The organism is Nodosilinea sp. P-1105 (genome assembly GCF_012911975.1).
In the GTDB taxonomy this organism is placed as follows: Bacteria; Cyanobacteriota; Cyanobacteriia; order Phormidesmidales; family Phormidesmidaceae; genus Nodosilinea.
This window is the reverse complement of sequence record NZ_SMDQ01000010.1, coordinates 112,498-129,325: the sequence shown is the minus strand read 5'-3', so window position 1 is coordinate 129,325 and position 16,828 is coordinate 112,498. Positions and strand designations below refer to the sequence as shown.

The 16,828-nt window shown below is 56.0% G+C and carries 12 protein-coding genes; 7 read left to right on the top strand and 5 right to left on the bottom strand.

The window, feature by feature from the left end; translation table 11 throughout:
• Nucleotides 1-100 precede the first annotated feature (100 nt).
• Nucleotides 101-562, top strand: a complete 462-nt coding sequence (locus tag E1H13_RS06955) for a BlaI/MecI/CopY family transcriptional regulator (RefSeq protein WP_169612681.1) — start codon at nt 101-103, stop codon at nt 560-562.
• Complete coding sequence (locus E1H13_RS06950) at nt 562-1,434, top strand: M56 family peptidase (RefSeq protein WP_169612680.1); 873 nt, start codon at nt 562-564, stop codon at nt 1,432-1,434. Before E1H13_RS06955 ends, E1H13_RS06950 begins: the two co-directional genes overlap by 1 nt.
• Nucleotides 1,435-1,483: 49 nt before the next feature.
• Here the strand turns inward: E1H13_RS06950 and E1H13_RS06945 are convergent, their stop codons facing one another.
• Together E1H13_RS06945 and E1H13_RS06940 are read right to left on the bottom strand one after the other, a co-directional pair.
• Complete coding sequence (locus E1H13_RS06945) at nt 1,484-4,291, bottom strand: ATP-binding protein (RefSeq protein WP_169612679.1); 2,808 nt, start codon at nt 4,289-4,291, stop codon at nt 1,484-1,486.
• Nucleotides 4,288-5,595, bottom strand: coding sequence for an AAA family ATPase (locus E1H13_RS06940; RefSeq protein WP_169612678.1), 1,308 nt, complete (start codon nt 5,593-5,595; stop codon nt 4,288-4,290). Before E1H13_RS06940 ends, E1H13_RS06945 begins: the two co-directional genes overlap by 4 nt.
• Before the next feature lie 227 nt (nt 5,596-5,822).
• Here E1H13_RS06940 and E1H13_RS06935 point away from each other — a divergent pair, with 227 nt between their 5' ends.
• The 3 genes from E1H13_RS06935 (at nt 5,823) to E1H13_RS06925 (ending at nt 7,828) form a co-directional block, all read left to right on the top strand.
• Nucleotides 5,823-6,407, top strand: coding sequence for a hypothetical protein (locus tag E1H13_RS06935; RefSeq protein WP_169612677.1), 585 nt, complete (start codon nt 5,823-5,825; stop codon nt 6,405-6,407).
• A 242-nt stretch (nt 6,408-6,649) separates the two neighbouring features.
• Nucleotides 6,650-7,135, top strand: a complete 486-nt coding sequence (gene apcD / locus E1H13_RS06930; RefSeq protein ID WP_169612676.1) for an allophycocyanin subunit alpha-B — start codon at nt 6,650-6,652, stop codon at nt 7,133-7,135.
• A 66-nt stretch (nt 7,136-7,201) separates the two neighbouring features.
• Nucleotides 7,202-7,828, top strand: a complete 627-nt coding sequence (locus E1H13_RS06925) for a hypothetical protein (RefSeq protein ID WP_169612686.1) — start codon at nt 7,202-7,204, stop codon at nt 7,826-7,828.
• A 407-nt stretch (nt 7,829-8,235) separates the two neighbouring features.
• On the opposite strand, the gene gatA is transcribed toward E1H13_RS06925, so the two are convergent.
• Nucleotides 8,236-9,687 carry an Asp-tRNA(Asn)/Glu-tRNA(Gln) amidotransferase subunit GatA gene (gatA, locus tag E1H13_RS06920; RefSeq protein ID WP_169612675.1) on the bottom strand — a complete coding sequence of 484 codons (1,452 nt, stop codon included), beginning with the start codon at nt 9,685-9,687 and terminating at the stop codon, nt 8,236-8,238.
• Nucleotides 9,688-9,770: 83 nt separating this feature from the next.
• On the opposite strand from gatA, the gene E1H13_RS06915 reads away from it, so the two are divergent.
• Entirely contained in the window at nt 9,771-11,294 is a 1,524-nt protein-coding gene (locus tag E1H13_RS06915) for a GUN4 domain-containing protein (RefSeq protein WP_206070146.1), read from the top strand.
• Nucleotides 11,295-11,297: 3 nt separating this feature from the next.
• The gene (locus E1H13_RS06910; RefSeq protein ID WP_169612673.1) at nt 11,298-11,858 is read left to right on the top strand and encodes a GUN4 domain-containing protein; all 561 of its coding nucleotides are present in this window, start codon (nt 11,298-11,300) and stop codon (nt 11,856-11,858) included.
• A 276-nt stretch (nt 11,859-12,134) separates the two neighbouring features.
• Here the strand turns inward: E1H13_RS06910 and E1H13_RS06905 are convergent, their stop codons facing one another.
• Nucleotides 12,135-15,404 carry a glycoside hydrolase family 15 protein gene (locus tag E1H13_RS06905; RefSeq protein ID WP_169612672.1) on the bottom strand — a complete coding sequence of 1,090 codons (3,270 nt, stop codon included), beginning with the start codon at nt 15,402-15,404 and terminating at the stop codon, nt 12,135-12,137.
• Between the two features lie 468 nt (nt 15,405-15,872).
• Nucleotides 15,873-16,766 (bottom strand): alpha/beta fold hydrolase, encoded by an 894-nt coding sequence (locus E1H13_RS06900; protein ID WP_169612671.1) that lies wholly within the window; start codon nt 16,764-16,766, stop codon nt 15,873-15,875.
• Nucleotides 16,767-16,828: the final 62 nt, after the last annotated feature.

The following is a 16,828-nucleotide window of genomic DNA, read 5'->3' as shown; positions in this document are numbered from 1 at the left end:
CCCCCATCTCCCCATCCCCCCATCTCCCCATCTCCCCATCTCCCCATCCCCCCATCTCCCCATCCCCCCATCTCCCCATCCCCCCATCCCCCCATCTCCCATGTCCCCTCTCCCTCGCCATCGTCCTCGCCAACTGTCCCTCGGCCCCTTGGAAGCAGAAATTCTTGCCATTATTTGGGCTCGCGGTAGGGCCACCGCTAAAGAGATTCACGACCATATCCTGGCTGACCCCGATCGCGATCTGGCGTTGGCTTCGGTGACCACGGTGCTACAGCGGTTGGCTAAAAAGGGGTGGCTTAACCGGGAAGTAATTTCCCCCGAGGAATCGGGGCATTCTCGGCGGGTGTATTGTTGGCAACCAACGGTGTCCCAGCGGGAGGCCAAGGTGTTAGCGGCGCACCAGCAGCTGCAAAGCTTTTTGGCCGTCGGTAGCCCTGATCTGGTGGCGGCCTTTGCCGATAGCCTGGATGGGACAGATCTGGATAAGCTCGATGCGATCGCTGCGCGGCTGCGCGCCCTGCGCCAGGCTCAGTCGTCTCACCCAGGGGAGGGGGAAGCCTAATGCATAGCAGTTTTCTGTTACTGATGCTGGCGATCGCCGTGGTTTGGCGCTGGCAGTGGCAATCGCCGACAGGTGGTTCTTGGCAAGCCCGCTGGCAGTCGGCCCTGGCGGCCTTTTGCCTGCCACCGCTGATGGTGGTGCTGGCGGCTGGGACTGTACTGTATATGGGCCACCACGGCACCATGATGGGCTGGTCAGTTAGCCCTATGGGCTGTTGGGCCAGCCGAGGAATCTTAGGGCTACTGGGTGGCGTGGGGATCTATGCCCTGGGCCAAGCGGTGAAAACAGAATGGTGGTTGCAGCAGCAGCCGATGGTGTCTCTGCCCACGGGCGGTCAGGCCCGCTGTTTAGACATCGATCTGCCAGTGGCGGCCCTGGTAGGGGTAACGTCATCGTCTCTGTTGGTTAGTCGTGGCTGGTTAGAGCAATTGACTTTGGCTGAGCAACAGGCGATGGTCGCCCATGAGCAAGCCCATGGCGACTGTGGCGATCCCCTCTGGTTTTTGGGGCTTGGTATTATCCACCGCTTTGCCAGTTGGTGGCCCAACAACCAAGCCCTCTGGGAAGAGTTGCTACTGCTGCGCGAAATTCGTGCTGATCAGCGGGCCGCCATCACCCATGACCCGTTACTCCTGGCCGAACTGCTGGTGAGTCTCTGCCGCCAGATGGCTCTATTAAACCAGGGGAGCCCCGCTGACCTTGCCCCTTATCTGGGGTTTAATGAATCCCTATGCCCCAGTCGTCTAGAGCAACGGGTAAACGCCCTACTGGATCCTGAGGTTACTGCTGCCCCCAGTACTTTGCGACTGAGCCCCCTGCCCTGGCTAATTGCCGCATCCTTGCCCCTGGCGGCCCCTTGGTTTCATACCTGATGTGACGATAGAAGGCAGCGGCCTAATGTCTGATTGAGCTCTGATTGAGCTATCGCAACGGCGGATGGGACTTACTTAACTTTTTCAGCAACTTTGGTGCTTGCTCTAGTCGGACGTATTCTAGGAGATAATCGTGGACCAACTGGTAGCGATCGCTGGGGCTATCGGGCAATAAAAACACCAGTCCAGAGCCCACTAAAATTGCTAACACCAGATCCAGTTGGTCTTGCCCATAGACCACCCCCCGCAGATCTAAGTCCTCTTGCAGATCCAAGCGACTTTTTTGCGGGCGGTACAGACCATTATTGCGATCGTCGTCGGTGAGTAAGTATAAAACCAGGTTGGCCAGATCAGCCTGTTCAGGGCCGCAGTCATGGACCACGTTGTCCAAGAATTGCTGCACCAGGGTTGTTTTGGGATGGTCGCCCAGTTGACGATAGGCCGCCAGGGTTTGGATGCGATCGCGCTGTAACTGCGCGCCGACCACCTGGAGCTCGATCGGGCTAACCTCCCTGGCTTCATTAACTAGATCGGCAACCAACTGATTCACCAAAGCTGGTTCTAAAAAAAATCGAGCCTCACTGGTTAGTCGCTGAATCAGCGCCTTGGCCGCCTGCTGTTCTAAATTGCCTAAGTAATAACGGTAGTCGCGGCTGAGGATATCGTTATTCAAAATATCTACCTCAAATCCCCGCTCAATTTCCAGCAGGTAATGTAAATAGTCCTCCCGCAGGGCCAAAACCACCTTTAAGTAAGGGGCGTTCAGGCAGTCAATCAAAAATCGATAAAGCTCCCGCCGTTGCAGTAAATCAGGGGTCTCCACAAAAAACTCTTCAAACTGGTCAAACATCAGCACAATCTGGTGGTAATTGGCGTCAATTTGACGGCGTAGCCGCTCAAACAGAGTGACGCGATCGACCGGGGCGGCCGGTGGCACTATCGCCTCATCCGCCTCAGTCCCTCGGTCCAGGGCCACTTCCAGGGCCTGGTTGATGGCATCGGGCCAGTCTCGATAGCCCTGTACCAGCACTGGCAAGGTGGTTCGACCCTCAGGAAACGAGCGCCGGAGGGCCGGTACCAGTCCGGCGGCCAAAATAGAACTTTTACCTACGCCGGAGGGACCGTGGACAGTAATCAGGGGATAGCGGGCCTGCTCCAAACGCCAGACCAGGGTGTCCACATCCTGCTGTCGCCCAGAGGCGGCGATTTCCAGGGCTATGCCGCTGCTGTCTGGGCTGGTGATAGCCGCTGTTGGTCTTGTCTCTGGGGGACGAATTTGCCCGGCCCCTAAAAAGGCCCGTAGCTTAAACTGGGTTTCCACCTGGCGCTGCTCTAACTTAGTTTGAAAGGCCGCCCGGTAGTCTTTTTGCTGAAAATACTGCTGGCGCAGGGTTTCTAGAATCCGTCGGTAGAGCAGCAGATCAGTGTTGGGCCGAGTATGGGTTAGGGCCGCCTGGAGCAGTGGTATGCTGGGTTGGCCCAGAGCTTGTTGCACCTGGGCCAACAAAAATAGATACCATCCCCGCTGAAACTGATTGGCTACCCCCAACCCTTCGCCGTCACCGCCAGAGGTGGCCACCACTTGGGCAATGGTCAAAATTTCCAGCGCTCGTTCCGCTTCAGCCTTAGCCCCCAGGGGATCCCCTTTGGCCAGAGCCACTTCAGCCAGGTAGCCATGGTCTCGGGCCAAACGCACCGGATCGCTACGATGCAACGTCAGGCCCTGCCGAGCCGTATGCTCCAGGGCGGCCCAATCCGCTAGCTTTTGCTGTACTTCTCCCAGGGCATGGATAAACTTAGCCACCAGATCCAGCTGTTTACCCTGGCGAAAGATGGCCAAGCAAGCCTCAAAATAGCTCCGGGCCTGCTCCAGGTAGTCTTGATAAAACGCTCGGTGCAATGCCCCCAAACTGCGCCAAGTCGTACCGAGGTAGAACAGCAGGATAGCCTGCTTTTCCCGAGGTGTCGGTGCCGGTACTTGAAGAAGCGAAGGAGTAGGAGAGTTAACGCTACTAATCTCATCCCCATCTCCCCCACCTTCCCCATCTCCCCATCTCCCCCCTTCGACTCCGCTCAGGGCAAGCATCTCCCCCCCTCCCCCACTCCCCCCACCCTGCCAATACCCCAAACTAGTCTCAAACTGAAACCGCGCCACCTCTAAATCCCCCCGGCGAAGGGCGTCTCGACCTTTGAGAAAATTCAGGCTGGCCTCTAGTTCGGCATCCAGAGCATCGTGCTGGTTGGCGATGTCGGCTAGGGCAAATTCCAGTTCGGTGCGCAGGGCAGATCCGGGCTGATAGGCCGAAGCGGCATAGGGACTGTCATCCCCCAAAGACAACATGGTGGCAAACAGGACATGGGCGTGTTGATGCAGGGAATAGAGCAGTTCCCCCGGTGGATAGGTAAACCGGATGGGGGCATTGGCAAAGCTGGCTAGATCAGGGGCATGGCGACTGATGTGCTGTAAGCTGCGATCGCTGACCCATAGCACCACGGGCACCGAAACCCCTTTGGGTAATTCGTCGCGCCCCAGATTGGCCGCTCGGAGCATCGTTGGCAGTTGTGCTACCGCATCTAGCCCGGTTACCATCAAGGCGGTTTTGGCCGGTAGGGGCATGGCCTGGGCAAGGGCATGGCTGAGGGTTGGGGTGTGGGGCGGCAGGGGCAGTTCCATAATGGGGCAGGTCGCCTTCAGCTGCTGCACCACTAAGGTGCGCAAGCGATGGTAGTTGCAGTGGGTAAGGACCAGGGAAAAGCGATCGGGGCGCAGGGTAATGGCCCGCTCTAGTTCTGTCAGGGCGGCTTGGTTATGGGCCAAAATCGCCTCGTTACTGTAGGGGGGGCCGGGAGGACTCATGGGGTCACCTGCTGGGCGCGCCAGTGTTGATACCGCTGGGTTTCAGCCAGTAAGGGATTGATGCCAAACCAGCGACCCTGGGCATCGCGATATTCGTAGAGAAATAGGCTGCGGACCAAGATGTTGTAGTCGTCGTTGCCCTGCACGTCTTGGCGGGCGACGGCTTGCAGCAGCAGGTTCCATTCGCGATCGCTGACCAGACCCATCAAGCTATCGCGCTCGTTACGAATTACCGCGTCTAACACCTCCCGGGGGAAAGGGGGGTCCTGTTTGCGCAGACAGCCATCGAGCAGACGAATCAGGTTTCGCATGTGGCCGCCGCTAATCTGACAGAGGCGATCAAGGGTGGTCAGATCGTCAAACACATGAGCCACCTGCTCAATCCGCTGATTCACGTTGAGCTCGGGGAAGGCGCGAATCATCACCATTTGTCGCAACAGCGCTAGCCCCTGGGGGTCGGGCTGTCCCTGGCGATCCTGCACGGGTACCATGGGCAGCACCAGGGGGTTGGTGCCAAACCGATTGGCCAAGCGCACCAGGTCATTGGAAAACATCAGCTCTAGGGGAATGGTGTAGACCAGGTGGCAGTCTAGCTGGCGCAGTTGCTCCCCCCGATCGACAAAGATATATTCTGAATGTAGCCGCCCGGGCGATCGCGGTGCGCTGTCAATCCGGTCCAGGTTATCCATGATCACCACCAGCCGGTTTTTGCCCAGCCGCTGCAACCCCTGGTTGGCAGGTCCCAGCAGCTCGTCGTTGATAGCACTGATGATGTTGCGAGTGCGGGGTTCTAGGTACTGCCGCAGCTGGCTGCGCATGTCAGGGCTCTGCTTAGCAGAGGCGGTGAGGCTGGCAATACCCGCCGAAAAGCTAACGCTGGAAATTTCCATCGGGGTACGCAGGGTATCTGCCAGGTTTTGAAATAGGGTCTTCAGATAGTTGGGCTGGGTGGCAATGCCCAGGCTGTCCAGGTGTTCGCTGATGTTGTGGGCAATGCTGAGCAAAATGTCAGCAATTTCCACATCGGCCATTTCTAAATCGCGATCGGACTCGAAGTAAACCACCTCGTGGTTGCGACGCATGAGGCTATCTTTGAGGCGAAACAACTCGGTGGATTTGCCGCAGCCAATGTGGCCGGTAAACAACTGGGTGGTGGCGCGATCGCGACTGAGCCGGGTAATTTTGCGCTCCAGTTCTTGTACCAGATCGCCCCCCCGCACCGTGGAAAAATCAATGTAGTACCGTCTGCCCCGCAGGGGCTGAGTGGGGTCACAGGCGTCGTAAAACTGCTGCAAATTCAGCATGGCTGTGGCAAACAGAGGTGTCTTTAGGGTATCGCACTGATCAGAGTCGGCGCTGCTTCAGTGACTAATGTGACCATTTAGGCATAGCCACTTGGGCATAGGTTTAAGAACCATAGCGCTGCTGCGATATTGATGGCGGTTTGATCTTCAATGGAACTAAAGCCAACTCAACCTTTGACTTGGTATAGGACTACGTTGTAAAGCCGTTGATTTCAACCTAATTCACTATGTTTATATCTCGATCGCACCGCAAAATTCTAGGACTAACCCTGACCCTGGGACTACTTGGGGCTTGGGGCCTACGCAGTCTCGCCCAAGATCAACCGATGGGCATTTTCTTGAGAAATGTCGTCACCTATTACGATGGGCAACCCCACCAAGACCGGGCTATAGATTTGCTACAGCACCAGATCACCCAGCTAGATGCCGACCTCCTGGCCGGGGATCAGGTGTTTGCTAATGTCTGGCGGGATGGGGAAACCCTGGATGGCCATCGCGATATTTTGGCCGAAATTGCCGTGGGCGATCGCACCGGCACAGACCCCCTCGATCTGGCCCTAGCCCAAGTAGGACGCGACCCCGGCACCCCGATCACTGTAGAGCTGTTACCCGCTCCAGGCATCGAAATGCCAGATATGGCCATGGCTACAATCACCATGACAGACCTGCTGGATGATTCGGTGACCGCCATACGTTACCGATTTGACATTCGTCGCCAAAACGATACCTGGGCAATTCTTCGGGCTGGGACCCAAACCATCTGCCAGCCCGGTCGTGGGCATCAAACCTGGTCTGGAGAACTCTGCATTTAGCGGTGGCCTACGCCAGGGCTATATGTCGAAAAAGTTACAATTATCAGGTGCTTGCTCATGGCCTTAGTGTCTGCTCCAATTTTCTAAAACCCTTATATATCAAGCCTTTTAACCCATTGACTGGTTTTTTTTAAAGGGTTCATAGTTGGGGGGCATCACGCTTAAATGAGAATTTAACTTTTCCTGATGCCCCCAAGTCGCTAAACTAGCAGTGATAAAGAGTCATCCCCGTCATATTAACTATGTCTGTTGTTAGCCAAGTTATTTTGAATGCCGACGATGAGCTGCGCTATCCCACCAGCGGCGAGCTCAAAGCAATTGAAGACTTCTTGAAAACTGGCGAGCAGCGGATGCGCATCGCCACAACCCTGGCCGAGAACGAAAAGAAAATCGTAGACCAGGCAAGCCGAGAGCTGTGGCGCCGTCGCCCCGACTTTATTGCCCCCGGTGGCAATGCCTTTGGTCAAAAGCAGCGGGCCCTCTGCATTCGCGATTACGGCTGGTACCTGCGCCTAATTACCTACGGGGTGATTGATGGCGACAAAACTCCCATCGAAAGCATTGGTCTCGTGGGCGTGCGGGAAATGTACAACGCCCTGGACGTGCCAGTGCCTGGCATGGCCGAGGCTATCCGTTGCTTGAAGGAGGCTTCCCTCAGTCTGCTGTCAGACGAAGACGCCGTTGAAGCCCAGCCCTACTTTGACTACATCATCCAGGCCATGTCCTAGGACTTGGTTCAAACCGTGACTAGAACCCTCTAAAATAAGTACCCATGTTCTTTCACGGCTGTGATGATGGATCTGTTCTCCCAGGGCCGCTGCTGCATTGGCAAGGTGGTCAAGTCTAATTCTCACTGCGACTACGTCGTACAGGTGGATGACGCCCAGGATGTGGTGACCCCCCCCTGCCCCGAAGATTGTGGCTTTGGTCAGTTTGTTAGTTTTGACAATGACAGCCGCCACTGGGCTGTGGGGTTGGTATACAACTCCCAATTGTTTAACCCCCTGTTTTCTAATCTGGGGCCTCGTCTATCCAGCGAGCCTGATCCGTTGTTTACCCCCGACCTGGTGCAAGAAACGCGCACCCTGTTGGGGGTTGTTTTGGTCGGCACCCTGGAAGGGAAAGGCGAGGCCGCCTATGGGGTTCACGGTATTCCTCGGGTGGTGGTACCAGCCAACACATCGGTATACAAGCTATCCCCAGCGGACGTCTATCGGTTTCATCTCAACCAGGAGGGGCGATCGCAGTTTAGCTACTACAGCCATCTACTGCGATCGGGGGGCTTGTTTGCGGCCCAGCTGGCCCAACAGGTGTTAGCCGAACTGGTGGAAAGCGAGCTATTTAGTGGGGTGGACCAAAAGGCCCTGATGGTATTGGGCAAAGAACTCAGCTGGAAGAACACCCTGGGGGCAATTCGGTAAGCCTGAAGCAATCTCTGGATCACAAAAACTGCCCTAGGGCAGCGTCAAGTCTTGAATTTAGGGTTTCCAGATGTAGAGATTTGGTGGCATCAAGGTCCGAAATCCCCTCCTTTGGAGGCCTGCGCTGTATAGCCTGCGGCATGGCTTCGCTAGCGCGTAGCGGCCCCGGAGGGGCAACGTGTCGAAGTGGGTAGGGGTGGGTCAAGCAAGCCCGAAGGAACCCACCCCGCCCTCCGGGCACCCCTCCGTGGGAGGGGATGAAAGGTCCTGATGTGTTGAAGCAACCTCCCTGAAGATTAAAAGGCTTTTGCAAAGCACTTACCCTAATCTTTAGTCTTGACAGACCACCAGGGAGAACGTTTTCCAGAAGTCACCCGCCACCCGCTACCCCCAACCAGGCCGTCATCCTACCCTACCACCGGGGTGCGCTTATGCCACTCGGTGGCCTGCTCGTAAGCATAGCCCACCTCAAACAGCAGGTCTTCCCGCAGCACATTGCCAATCAATTGCAGGCCAATGGGCAGCCCCTGGTGATCAAAACCGCAGGGTAGGCTCATCCCCGGCAGCCCAGCCAGGTTGACTGGAATCGTCATCAAGTCAGACAAGTACATGCTGAGGGGATCATCGACTTTTTCACCGGCCTTAAAGGCCGTGGTGGGAGCGGTGGGGCACACCAGCACATCCACCCGTTCAAAAGCGGCTTCAAAGTTTTGCTTAATCAGGGTACGTACCTTTTGCGCCTTCAGGTAGTAGGCGTCGTAGTAGCCCGCCGACAGGGCATAGGTGCCGATCATAATTCGGCGCTTTACCTCTGCCCCAAATCCTTCTGCCCGGGTTTTGGTGTACATGGCCATCAAATTGTCATTGACCTGGCGGGCCCCATATTTAACGCCATCGTAGCGGGCCAGGTTAGAGGAAGCCTCCGATGGGGCGATGATGTAGTACGTGGGCAACCCATAGGGGAACTGGGGACAGGAGATGTCCTGGACTTCGGCCCCTAGGTCTTGAAGCTGCTGAATTGCTTTTTCAGTGGCGGTCCTCACCGCCGGATCGATGCCCTCGGCGGCAAAGGTTTCGGTGATGATGCCCACCTTGCGGCCCTTGAGGTTGGTTTTCAAGCTCTGGCTGTAGTCGGGAATTTTGACATTGAGGCTGGTGGAGTCTCGGGGGTCGTGGCCGGCAATGCTCTGTAACAGCAGGGCGGCATCTTCTACCGTGCGACCAAAGGGGCCAATTTGGTCTAGAGAGGAGGCATAGGCCATTAGCCCAAACCGCGACACCAGGCCATAGGTGGGCTTTAGACCCACCACGCCACAGAAGGCGGCGGGTTGGCGAATGGAGCCCCCCGTATCCGAACCCAGGGCCACCGCGCATTCTCCGGCGGCCACCGCCGCCGCCGACCCCCCAGAGGATCCCCCCGGCACCCGCTCCACATCCCAGGGGTTGCCAGTGACCTGGTAGGCAGAATTTTCGGTGGAACTGCCCATGGCGAACTCGTCCAGGTTGGTCTTACCCAGGGCGATCGCGCCGATATCCCGCAGCTTTTGGGTGACTGTAGACTCGTAGGGGGGGACAAAGTTCTCCAGTACCCTGGAGGCACAGGTGGTGCGGACCCCCTGGGTACACAGGTTGTCTTTCAGGGCAATCGGAATGCCAGTAAGGGGGGCGATCGCTTCCCCAGCGGCAATTTTGGCATCCACCTGTTGCGCCTGGGCTAACGCCTGCTCGGCGGTAATGGTTAAATAGCTGTGTAGCTTTGGCTCCAGGGCAGTAACCCGGTCAAGATAGTCCTGGGTGATCTCTACCGCCGATCGCTCTTTACTGACCAACTGTTGATGCAGTGTGCGGATAACAGACATGGACTTCCCCAGAAACGGATATTGAATCATAACCAAGGTATCAGTATAAGTCTGTTATAAGTTAGCTAGTCCCCTAGGTTTGAATGAACAGTCCAATGGTCAGGGATACTGAATCACCCCTCAGGCTTAAGATTTGGATTAAATTAGTTGAGCCCGAGTTAACCCCCAAAGAGATGGCTGAGGAAGTCCACTATCTACAAGCGGACATCCTTGACCTGAATGGGCTAGAAAAGACCCGTTTTAGTTTTTCAACCATCAGCCGGGCTGAGCAGGTGATGCGAGATGGGGTTAGTTTTGATCTGCCCCCCGATCGCCTGCCTGCCCTGTTAAAGCGACTCTGCGATCGCCTCGACCATCGCCCGCTCAACACCCTTGTGCTAATTCAGTACAGCCAAACCAAGCTACAAATTCAAACCTATCGGTCCGAAGACCTCTATGGCATTCTGGCCGCCGCTGAGGCGTTGTTGCCCCCAGACAGCATTTATCTGGCCAAAGCCGAAGCCTATAGCCGCACTCAGGGGGAAATTTCCCCCGCCGAGGATGCCGTACTGGAGGTACTGCGCCAGCGCCTGAATTTAGACGAAGCCGTGGCTAAACAGCTGAAAGCTAAGGCCCTGGGGCCTTACAAAACCCTAAAAGCCAAACGTCAGCGGTTTCAAGAGGTGTTGATGGTCGAATTGGCCCGCCAGTCCCCCCTGGCCGATGACACCTGGGCCGTGCTCCAGGAACTAGCCGACAACCTGGGGCTACCTCAGCCAGAGGCCTGGGGCATCTACCAGGACCAGCTGCAGCAAATTCAAGCGGAAGCGGAAGCCATTCGCCAGTTACAAATTGCCGAGACCGAGGCGGCCCAGCGGCGAGCCGAAGCAGAGCAGCGGCAGGCGGCGGCAGAGCGACAACAAGGGTCTCGTCAAGAGCACCTGGACCAGTACCAACAGATGGTGCGCCAGGCGCTACAAAATAACCTGTATCCTTTGACCTTTGACCAGGGTCGGTTAGAACAGGCCCGCCAGATCTGGCACATTTCTGCCGAAGAAGCCAGCCAATTTGAAGAAACCATTCGCAGCGAACTCTATGGCCGCATTGACTCGGCCATAGGCATGGACTACAGCCGTCTGCGCCAACTGTTGTGGGAAAAAGCCTGGCAAAAGGCGGATGAAGAAACTGAAAATATAGTGCTAAAAGCCCTGCGACAGAATATGGAGCCCCTGGACCGCGACGCTATCCTGCAACTGCCCTGTGTTGATTTGTCTACCATTGACCAACTCTGGAGTCGCTACAGCCAGGGTAAATTTGGCTTTAAGGCTCAGCAGCAAGCCTATTACGAGGTAGATCGCCGTCCCCTGGATTTTTTACAGCTGTTGGCCTGGCGAGGTAATACTGTCAGCTTAAACCGGGGATTAAAGGCCTATACGCAGCTACAGTTTAACCTGGGCGCACCGGCCGGGCATTTGCCCACCTGGCGATGGTGCTGTCCCAGCCTAGAAAGTGGTTACGAGGTTAGCGATTCAGTGGTTGAAGCCATGTTTTTGCACCTGGACAAATGTTTCTCCCTAGGGCAACCGCTTCCCGCCTTCGGCCCTTTATCCCGAACGCAGGGAGTTTAGCGCATGGTGACCACTTCCTTGCAGTCCGACTGGTCCCTGATGGACTTGAATGACCTGTTGATGGCCGAAGAATGGCAGGCGGCCGATAAGGTGACCCAGTCGCTATTACTTGATGCCGTGGGTCAACCAGAAAATAGTAGTCTTAGCCCAGAAGCGATCGCCCAAATCCCTTGCCAGACCCTACACAGCATTAACCATCTATGGGTCGAGGCCAGCCGGGGCCAGTTTGGCTTTTCGGTACAGCAGCAGCTTTACCAGGCCCTCTCCCCCGAGTTTGACACTACCGATGTGTTTAATCCCTTCAACCCCCATCCGTTCTGTCAGGCGGTAGGTTGGCTGATGGTGGGCTTCCCAAGACCCCTCGCCTTTTTTAAGTTCTACAATTTTTTGACCTTTAGTCTGGATGCCCCCCCCGGTCATCTACCAGCCCTGTGGTACTGGCAATTGGCCTGGCAAGACTCCTGGCGGGTGGGGGGCTTTGGCACTGGCCGGGGGGCAGGGTTTGCCGATGTGGCCATGCTTGATGCCATGATGCTGCGCCTCTCTCGCTGCAGTCAGATCTAGCCATTGCTTCTGACTAGTGGTCTATCAAGCCTAACAATTAGGGTAAGCGCTCTACAAAAGCCTTTGATCTTTAGGTAGGTTGCTTCAACACATCAGGACTTACCATCCCCTCCCGCGGAGGGGTGCCCGGAGGGCGGAGTGGGTCCCTGCGGGCTTGCTTGACCCACCCCTACCCCTCCAAAGGAGGGGATTACGGACCTTGATGCCACTAGATCTCTACATCTGCTAACCCTAAATTCAAGACTTGACGCTGCACTAACGGGCTGGCTGAACCCGTTACCGCTGAGGGGCGGTCTCTGCCACGACCTCCACCTCTTGATCCTCGGCTTCGCCCAGTATGGTCAAAAATTGCAGTGCCATCGAAATATAGGTGGCGCACTGGGGCGGTGGCAGTTGGTAAAAGGACTGCCAGGCCGCTGCTTTATCGGTTTCGTAGGTGCCGGCTCGCTGGGGCTGTTGGTCCAGCCAGGCCAGGCGTACCGCGTGACCAATCAGCACGTCCAGGTAGATATAGTCTTCAAAGTACAGGTCGGGGTTGACCTTGAAAATTTCCCCCATTTCCCGCAGGGCTTCTAGGTTCACATGGCGGTACTCTGGGGCTTGAATTTTGTTGAGCAGGTGGGTAATGCGCAGGGCAAAGTTCTGTTCCCCTGGGGTCATTTCCGAGAGCATGCGATCGCTGTCTAACCGATTTTTGCGATCGAACTTATTACCAATCACAATTCCCTTCGAGTGCTTCAGTACGTCCCAGACTCGACTGTAAAACTCCTCCGGTAGGCGAGCAATTTCCCCATCAATCATCCGTTTGCGCCACCAGTCTTGCTCCGGTTGATCAGGCTCTGTCAGGCCAGCTTCAATATCGGCGGGGACCACCTGCCAATTAATCACGCTCAGGGGTTTAACGTGCAAAGATTCCCGCTGAAAGATGGTTTGATTCAGTCCACTAAACCCAGCCAACACCTGGCGCAGGCGCATTTTTACAGCATAAGGACTGAGGCTCAGCAGTTGGCTATAGGCTTCATCCTGCGGTATGTTCTGTTCGCGGGCCAGTTCACTGGTGATCAACAGCAGCAAATACCCAATCCGCAGGGTCAGTAGCCCATCAAATAGCATCGGCTCCGCTTTGATCAAAATACTCAGATCAATCAAAATTTCCTGGGTAATCACATGATCGCGCACATCATCGCCACAGAACCTGCGAATTTTCTCCACGATCTCCCCATGGGACATGGGTTCCGTGATCAACGAGTCTTCGTTATAGGCCTTACCCACAGAAATTTGCTGTTGACGCACCAATAGCTCGGTGACCGCATCCGACAGGGTGATATCCGCTTTCTCTAACAGGCCTGCGGCCCGCCGCAAAATATCCCACTGTTCGAGTTGGCTGGCCTTGGCATAGATTTCAGTCAACAGGTCCGCCACGGTCACCGTCTGGGTGGGTCCCCCCAAGCCCGTGTCAAAGGTCAGTCCCCCCAGATGTTTAAGCGTACTTAGCAATTCAATTTGCTCGTAACTGTTACTAGACTCGCGCAATTGGGCCAACAACCGCTCTAAATCGGTTTCTTGCTCCAGGTCAAACTCTTCTAGTAGCGACAGGGGGGCATCCCGACCCGGCTCAAACCCCAAATAGGCCGTCCAGAGGGTGTTATAGCCAGCGGTTGGGCTACTCACTTGGTAGTTATTCACATTGTCTACCCGCTCTTCACTGGCGGTCATCATCAACTGATGCAATGGGCCTAACTTCACGGGCACGTGGTCACAGCGGCCATTCAGCAACTCTTTCATCAGTTTCAGTAACGGGGATTCGTAAATGGGTTTGCGTCCCAACTGAAACATCGCATGGGTCAGCAGTAGGGTCACCGTTGGCCGTCCTGGTTCGCGCCAGTGGTCATAGATGTAAGCTAGTTCGCTACGAATTTGAGCCACTAAAAAGTGATAGTCCAGGGTGAGATAAAATCGCTGTTGGTCTAAAAACGACGGTAAAAAGACTACCGACTCTCCCCGAATGCGAAAGAGGCGCGAGGTCGTGAGACTGCGCAAGCGGCGCACCGGTCGACCACTGAGCCCTAGCCGCTCATTTTTACCAATTTCAGCATAGATAGCCGATAACTCACTAGCCGGAAACACCTGGACTGGGTCGATTTCCTCTAGGGTTTCGGTGGGTAAGCCACAGTTACTCAACTCCGCTTGCAGGGCTTTATCTTCGGCTAACAGAGCCACCTGCACCATCGGGTAGCGCTCTTTGCCTACGGTTAAATGGCGACCTAAGGGGTCAATATCCCCCGGTTTAATCAGGCCATCGTGCAACAGCTGTCCCAGAATATAAAGGCTTTGAGCCCACACCAAAGGCAAGTTATCGTTGGCAAGGCGAGTTTGACTACCGGGTTTTTGCCGCTCTAAATCGAGTTTATCTTCAGGCACATAATACAGTTCAGGCAGCAAAGCAACGCCAGCCCGCTCGACGGTTAAGCTTTCTAAACGCTGTTGGTAAAACTGACTTTGGTGCAGATCCCCTGCAAACAGACTGTCTAGCCACAGATAGGTAAAAAACAGAGGCCACTCACATTCAATATGCTCAAATTGTCTCAGTTCTTCTGGCTCATAGTGTAGCCGGGTAGTGTCTTCCAGCACCGTTTGATGCCCATCCCGCAGAAACCGCTTGCAGCCATAGGGGCCTTGTAGCTTGTCTACAATTTTTTGGCGGGTCAGGCGCACCAGATCAGCGTCTTCAATGGCGAAGGCCGGAAAGCCAATAACGCTTAGCAGCGCTGCATCGACTTCCTTTGAACCGGATTCCCGAGGCAGCAGAGACTCCAACGTAATGCGCGCCCGGGCAATTTCATCGGTCAGCACATGCAAGATGGAGGACTGCCCGCCTCGCATACCAAATAGGTTGGTCTGACGCAGGGCCTCTAGAGCCGCTTTGGCCATCCCGACGGAGCTAGCGTTGAGTTCGGGTTTGCCGTGGTTCAGTTTGTTGCCTCGCTCCCAAATGCCGTAGTCTGGGGTGCGGTAGGCCCGACCGATGTAATACACCAGACTTTGGACAAAGTTGACTTCGTCCTGGGTAAACACGATATGCAGCCCAGAGGCGGTCATCTGGGCCAACATCAGCAGAAACACAGAGGTGGCGTCAAGCTGTAAATGGCCCCATTCATCGTCTGCTACCACCGGCGCGCCACTGGCGGTGTCATACTTAGCATGGAGAGCTTCCAGGGGGGCCTGGCGTTCTTTGAATCGCTCTACCTTGTGGGCCTGGCGCATCATCGCCAACAACAACCCCCGCATCAGCTTCACTACACTTTGTTCGAGCTCCACGGTGCGGCCTAGGTCGTCGTCCAGCTTGCGGTAAGCCAGGGCCACGCCCCACACGGCCAAAATGCTGTAGACGTTATCCCGCACCCAAGCATCTGTGTAGTTACCGTGAGTATTCACCGCCGTGCTGGCTGGCAGCAGACCACTGACCGGATGCTGCCGTGCCAAAATGACGGTCTTGACCTGGTGGTAGTAGCGATCGAGTTGCTCTTGGAGGAAGGCGGAGGACATAGGCGGTGTTGGGGGGTTAGGGGATGGGGAAGGTGGGGGGATGGGGTGTCCGGTCCCCCTCTTGGGAGGGGCTAGGGGTGGGTTTACGAGGATTTTGGATTTTGGATTTTGGATTTTGAAATCGTAGGGTGCATTCGCGGTCGGGGTCTGGGCATTGGTCGCCAACCTAGGGCCGCAATGCACCGGTCCAGTTGAAATCATAGGGTGCATTCGCAGTCGGGGTTTGGGCATTGGTGGTCAACCTGGGGCCGCAATGCACCGGTCGGGGGGATGATTTTGGATTTTGGCTTTTGGCTTCTTCCCTTTTCGTTTTTCTCGTTTTTCGTTTTTCAAAGACGTAGGGGCGGACCCGTGTGTCCGCCCTGGGGGGGAACGGTAACGGGAATGGGGGGTAGGTTGATGAGCAGATCGAGGGATGGGGCAGCCCTATGGGTCCAAAGCACCAATCTGTCCACTCGATTGGCTGGCTCACCCCAAACCGGCGAGCCAATCAACCAGCAACGGGTTGACCACCTCTGGGCGCTCGTCATGGGGACAGTGGCCAGTGTCTGGAATACTGTGGAAGGTGACGGGGGTGGGGCGATTGGTGTCTGCCGCTAGCTGGCGATAGATGTCGGCCCCTTTAATCGGCGTCCAGGGATCATTTTCTCCCCACAGCACCAGTAAGGGCTGCTGAATGTGGGGCAAGAGTTCTGTGGGTTTAGGTCCTGGGGGAGCCGTGACGATGGCGGCAAACACTTTTTGGGCGGTTGGTTTAGCGGCGGGGGTGTAGATCATCTCGATCAAGTCGTCGGTGATGGCGGCCCGGTTACGGTAGACCTGCCGCAGGGAACTGCGAATGCGGCCTTTGCGACGCACCTGATTAAACACGATAGGCCCCACCTGGGGAGAACTGACCAGCCAGGTAAAGGCCCCCATCACCCAGGTTAAGGGGGGGCGTAGCTCTTCGGGACGATGGTTGAGACCCCCTGCACAGTTCAAGACCGCTCCGGCTTTGGCTTTATCTGGGTGGTTGGCCAGCAGCATCAGGGTGAGTAGACCGCCGATGGAGTTGCCCACAAACACCGTCGGGGTTTGAATAAACTCCTCCCAGAAATCAACCAGCAGGGCTTGCCACAGGTCTAGGGTATAGGCGATCGCCGGTTGGTCAGAGTCACCAAACCCTAGCAAATCAAGGGCATAAACCTGGTAACCGGCCTCGGCCAGGCTGGGAATATTCTTGCGCCAGTGGCCCAGGGAAGCTCCGAAGCCATGGATCAGGACCAGGGGATCCCCTGCACCGGCCACGGTATAGGTAATTGTGTGGCCGCGCCAGGACCAGGTTTGTTTGGGCGGGGCCAGAGGAATCAGTTCAGCAACCATAGTCAAAGATGTAACGGTTTCTTAATCTTACCAGGGTAATTTCTGGCAGCGGTCTGGGGAGA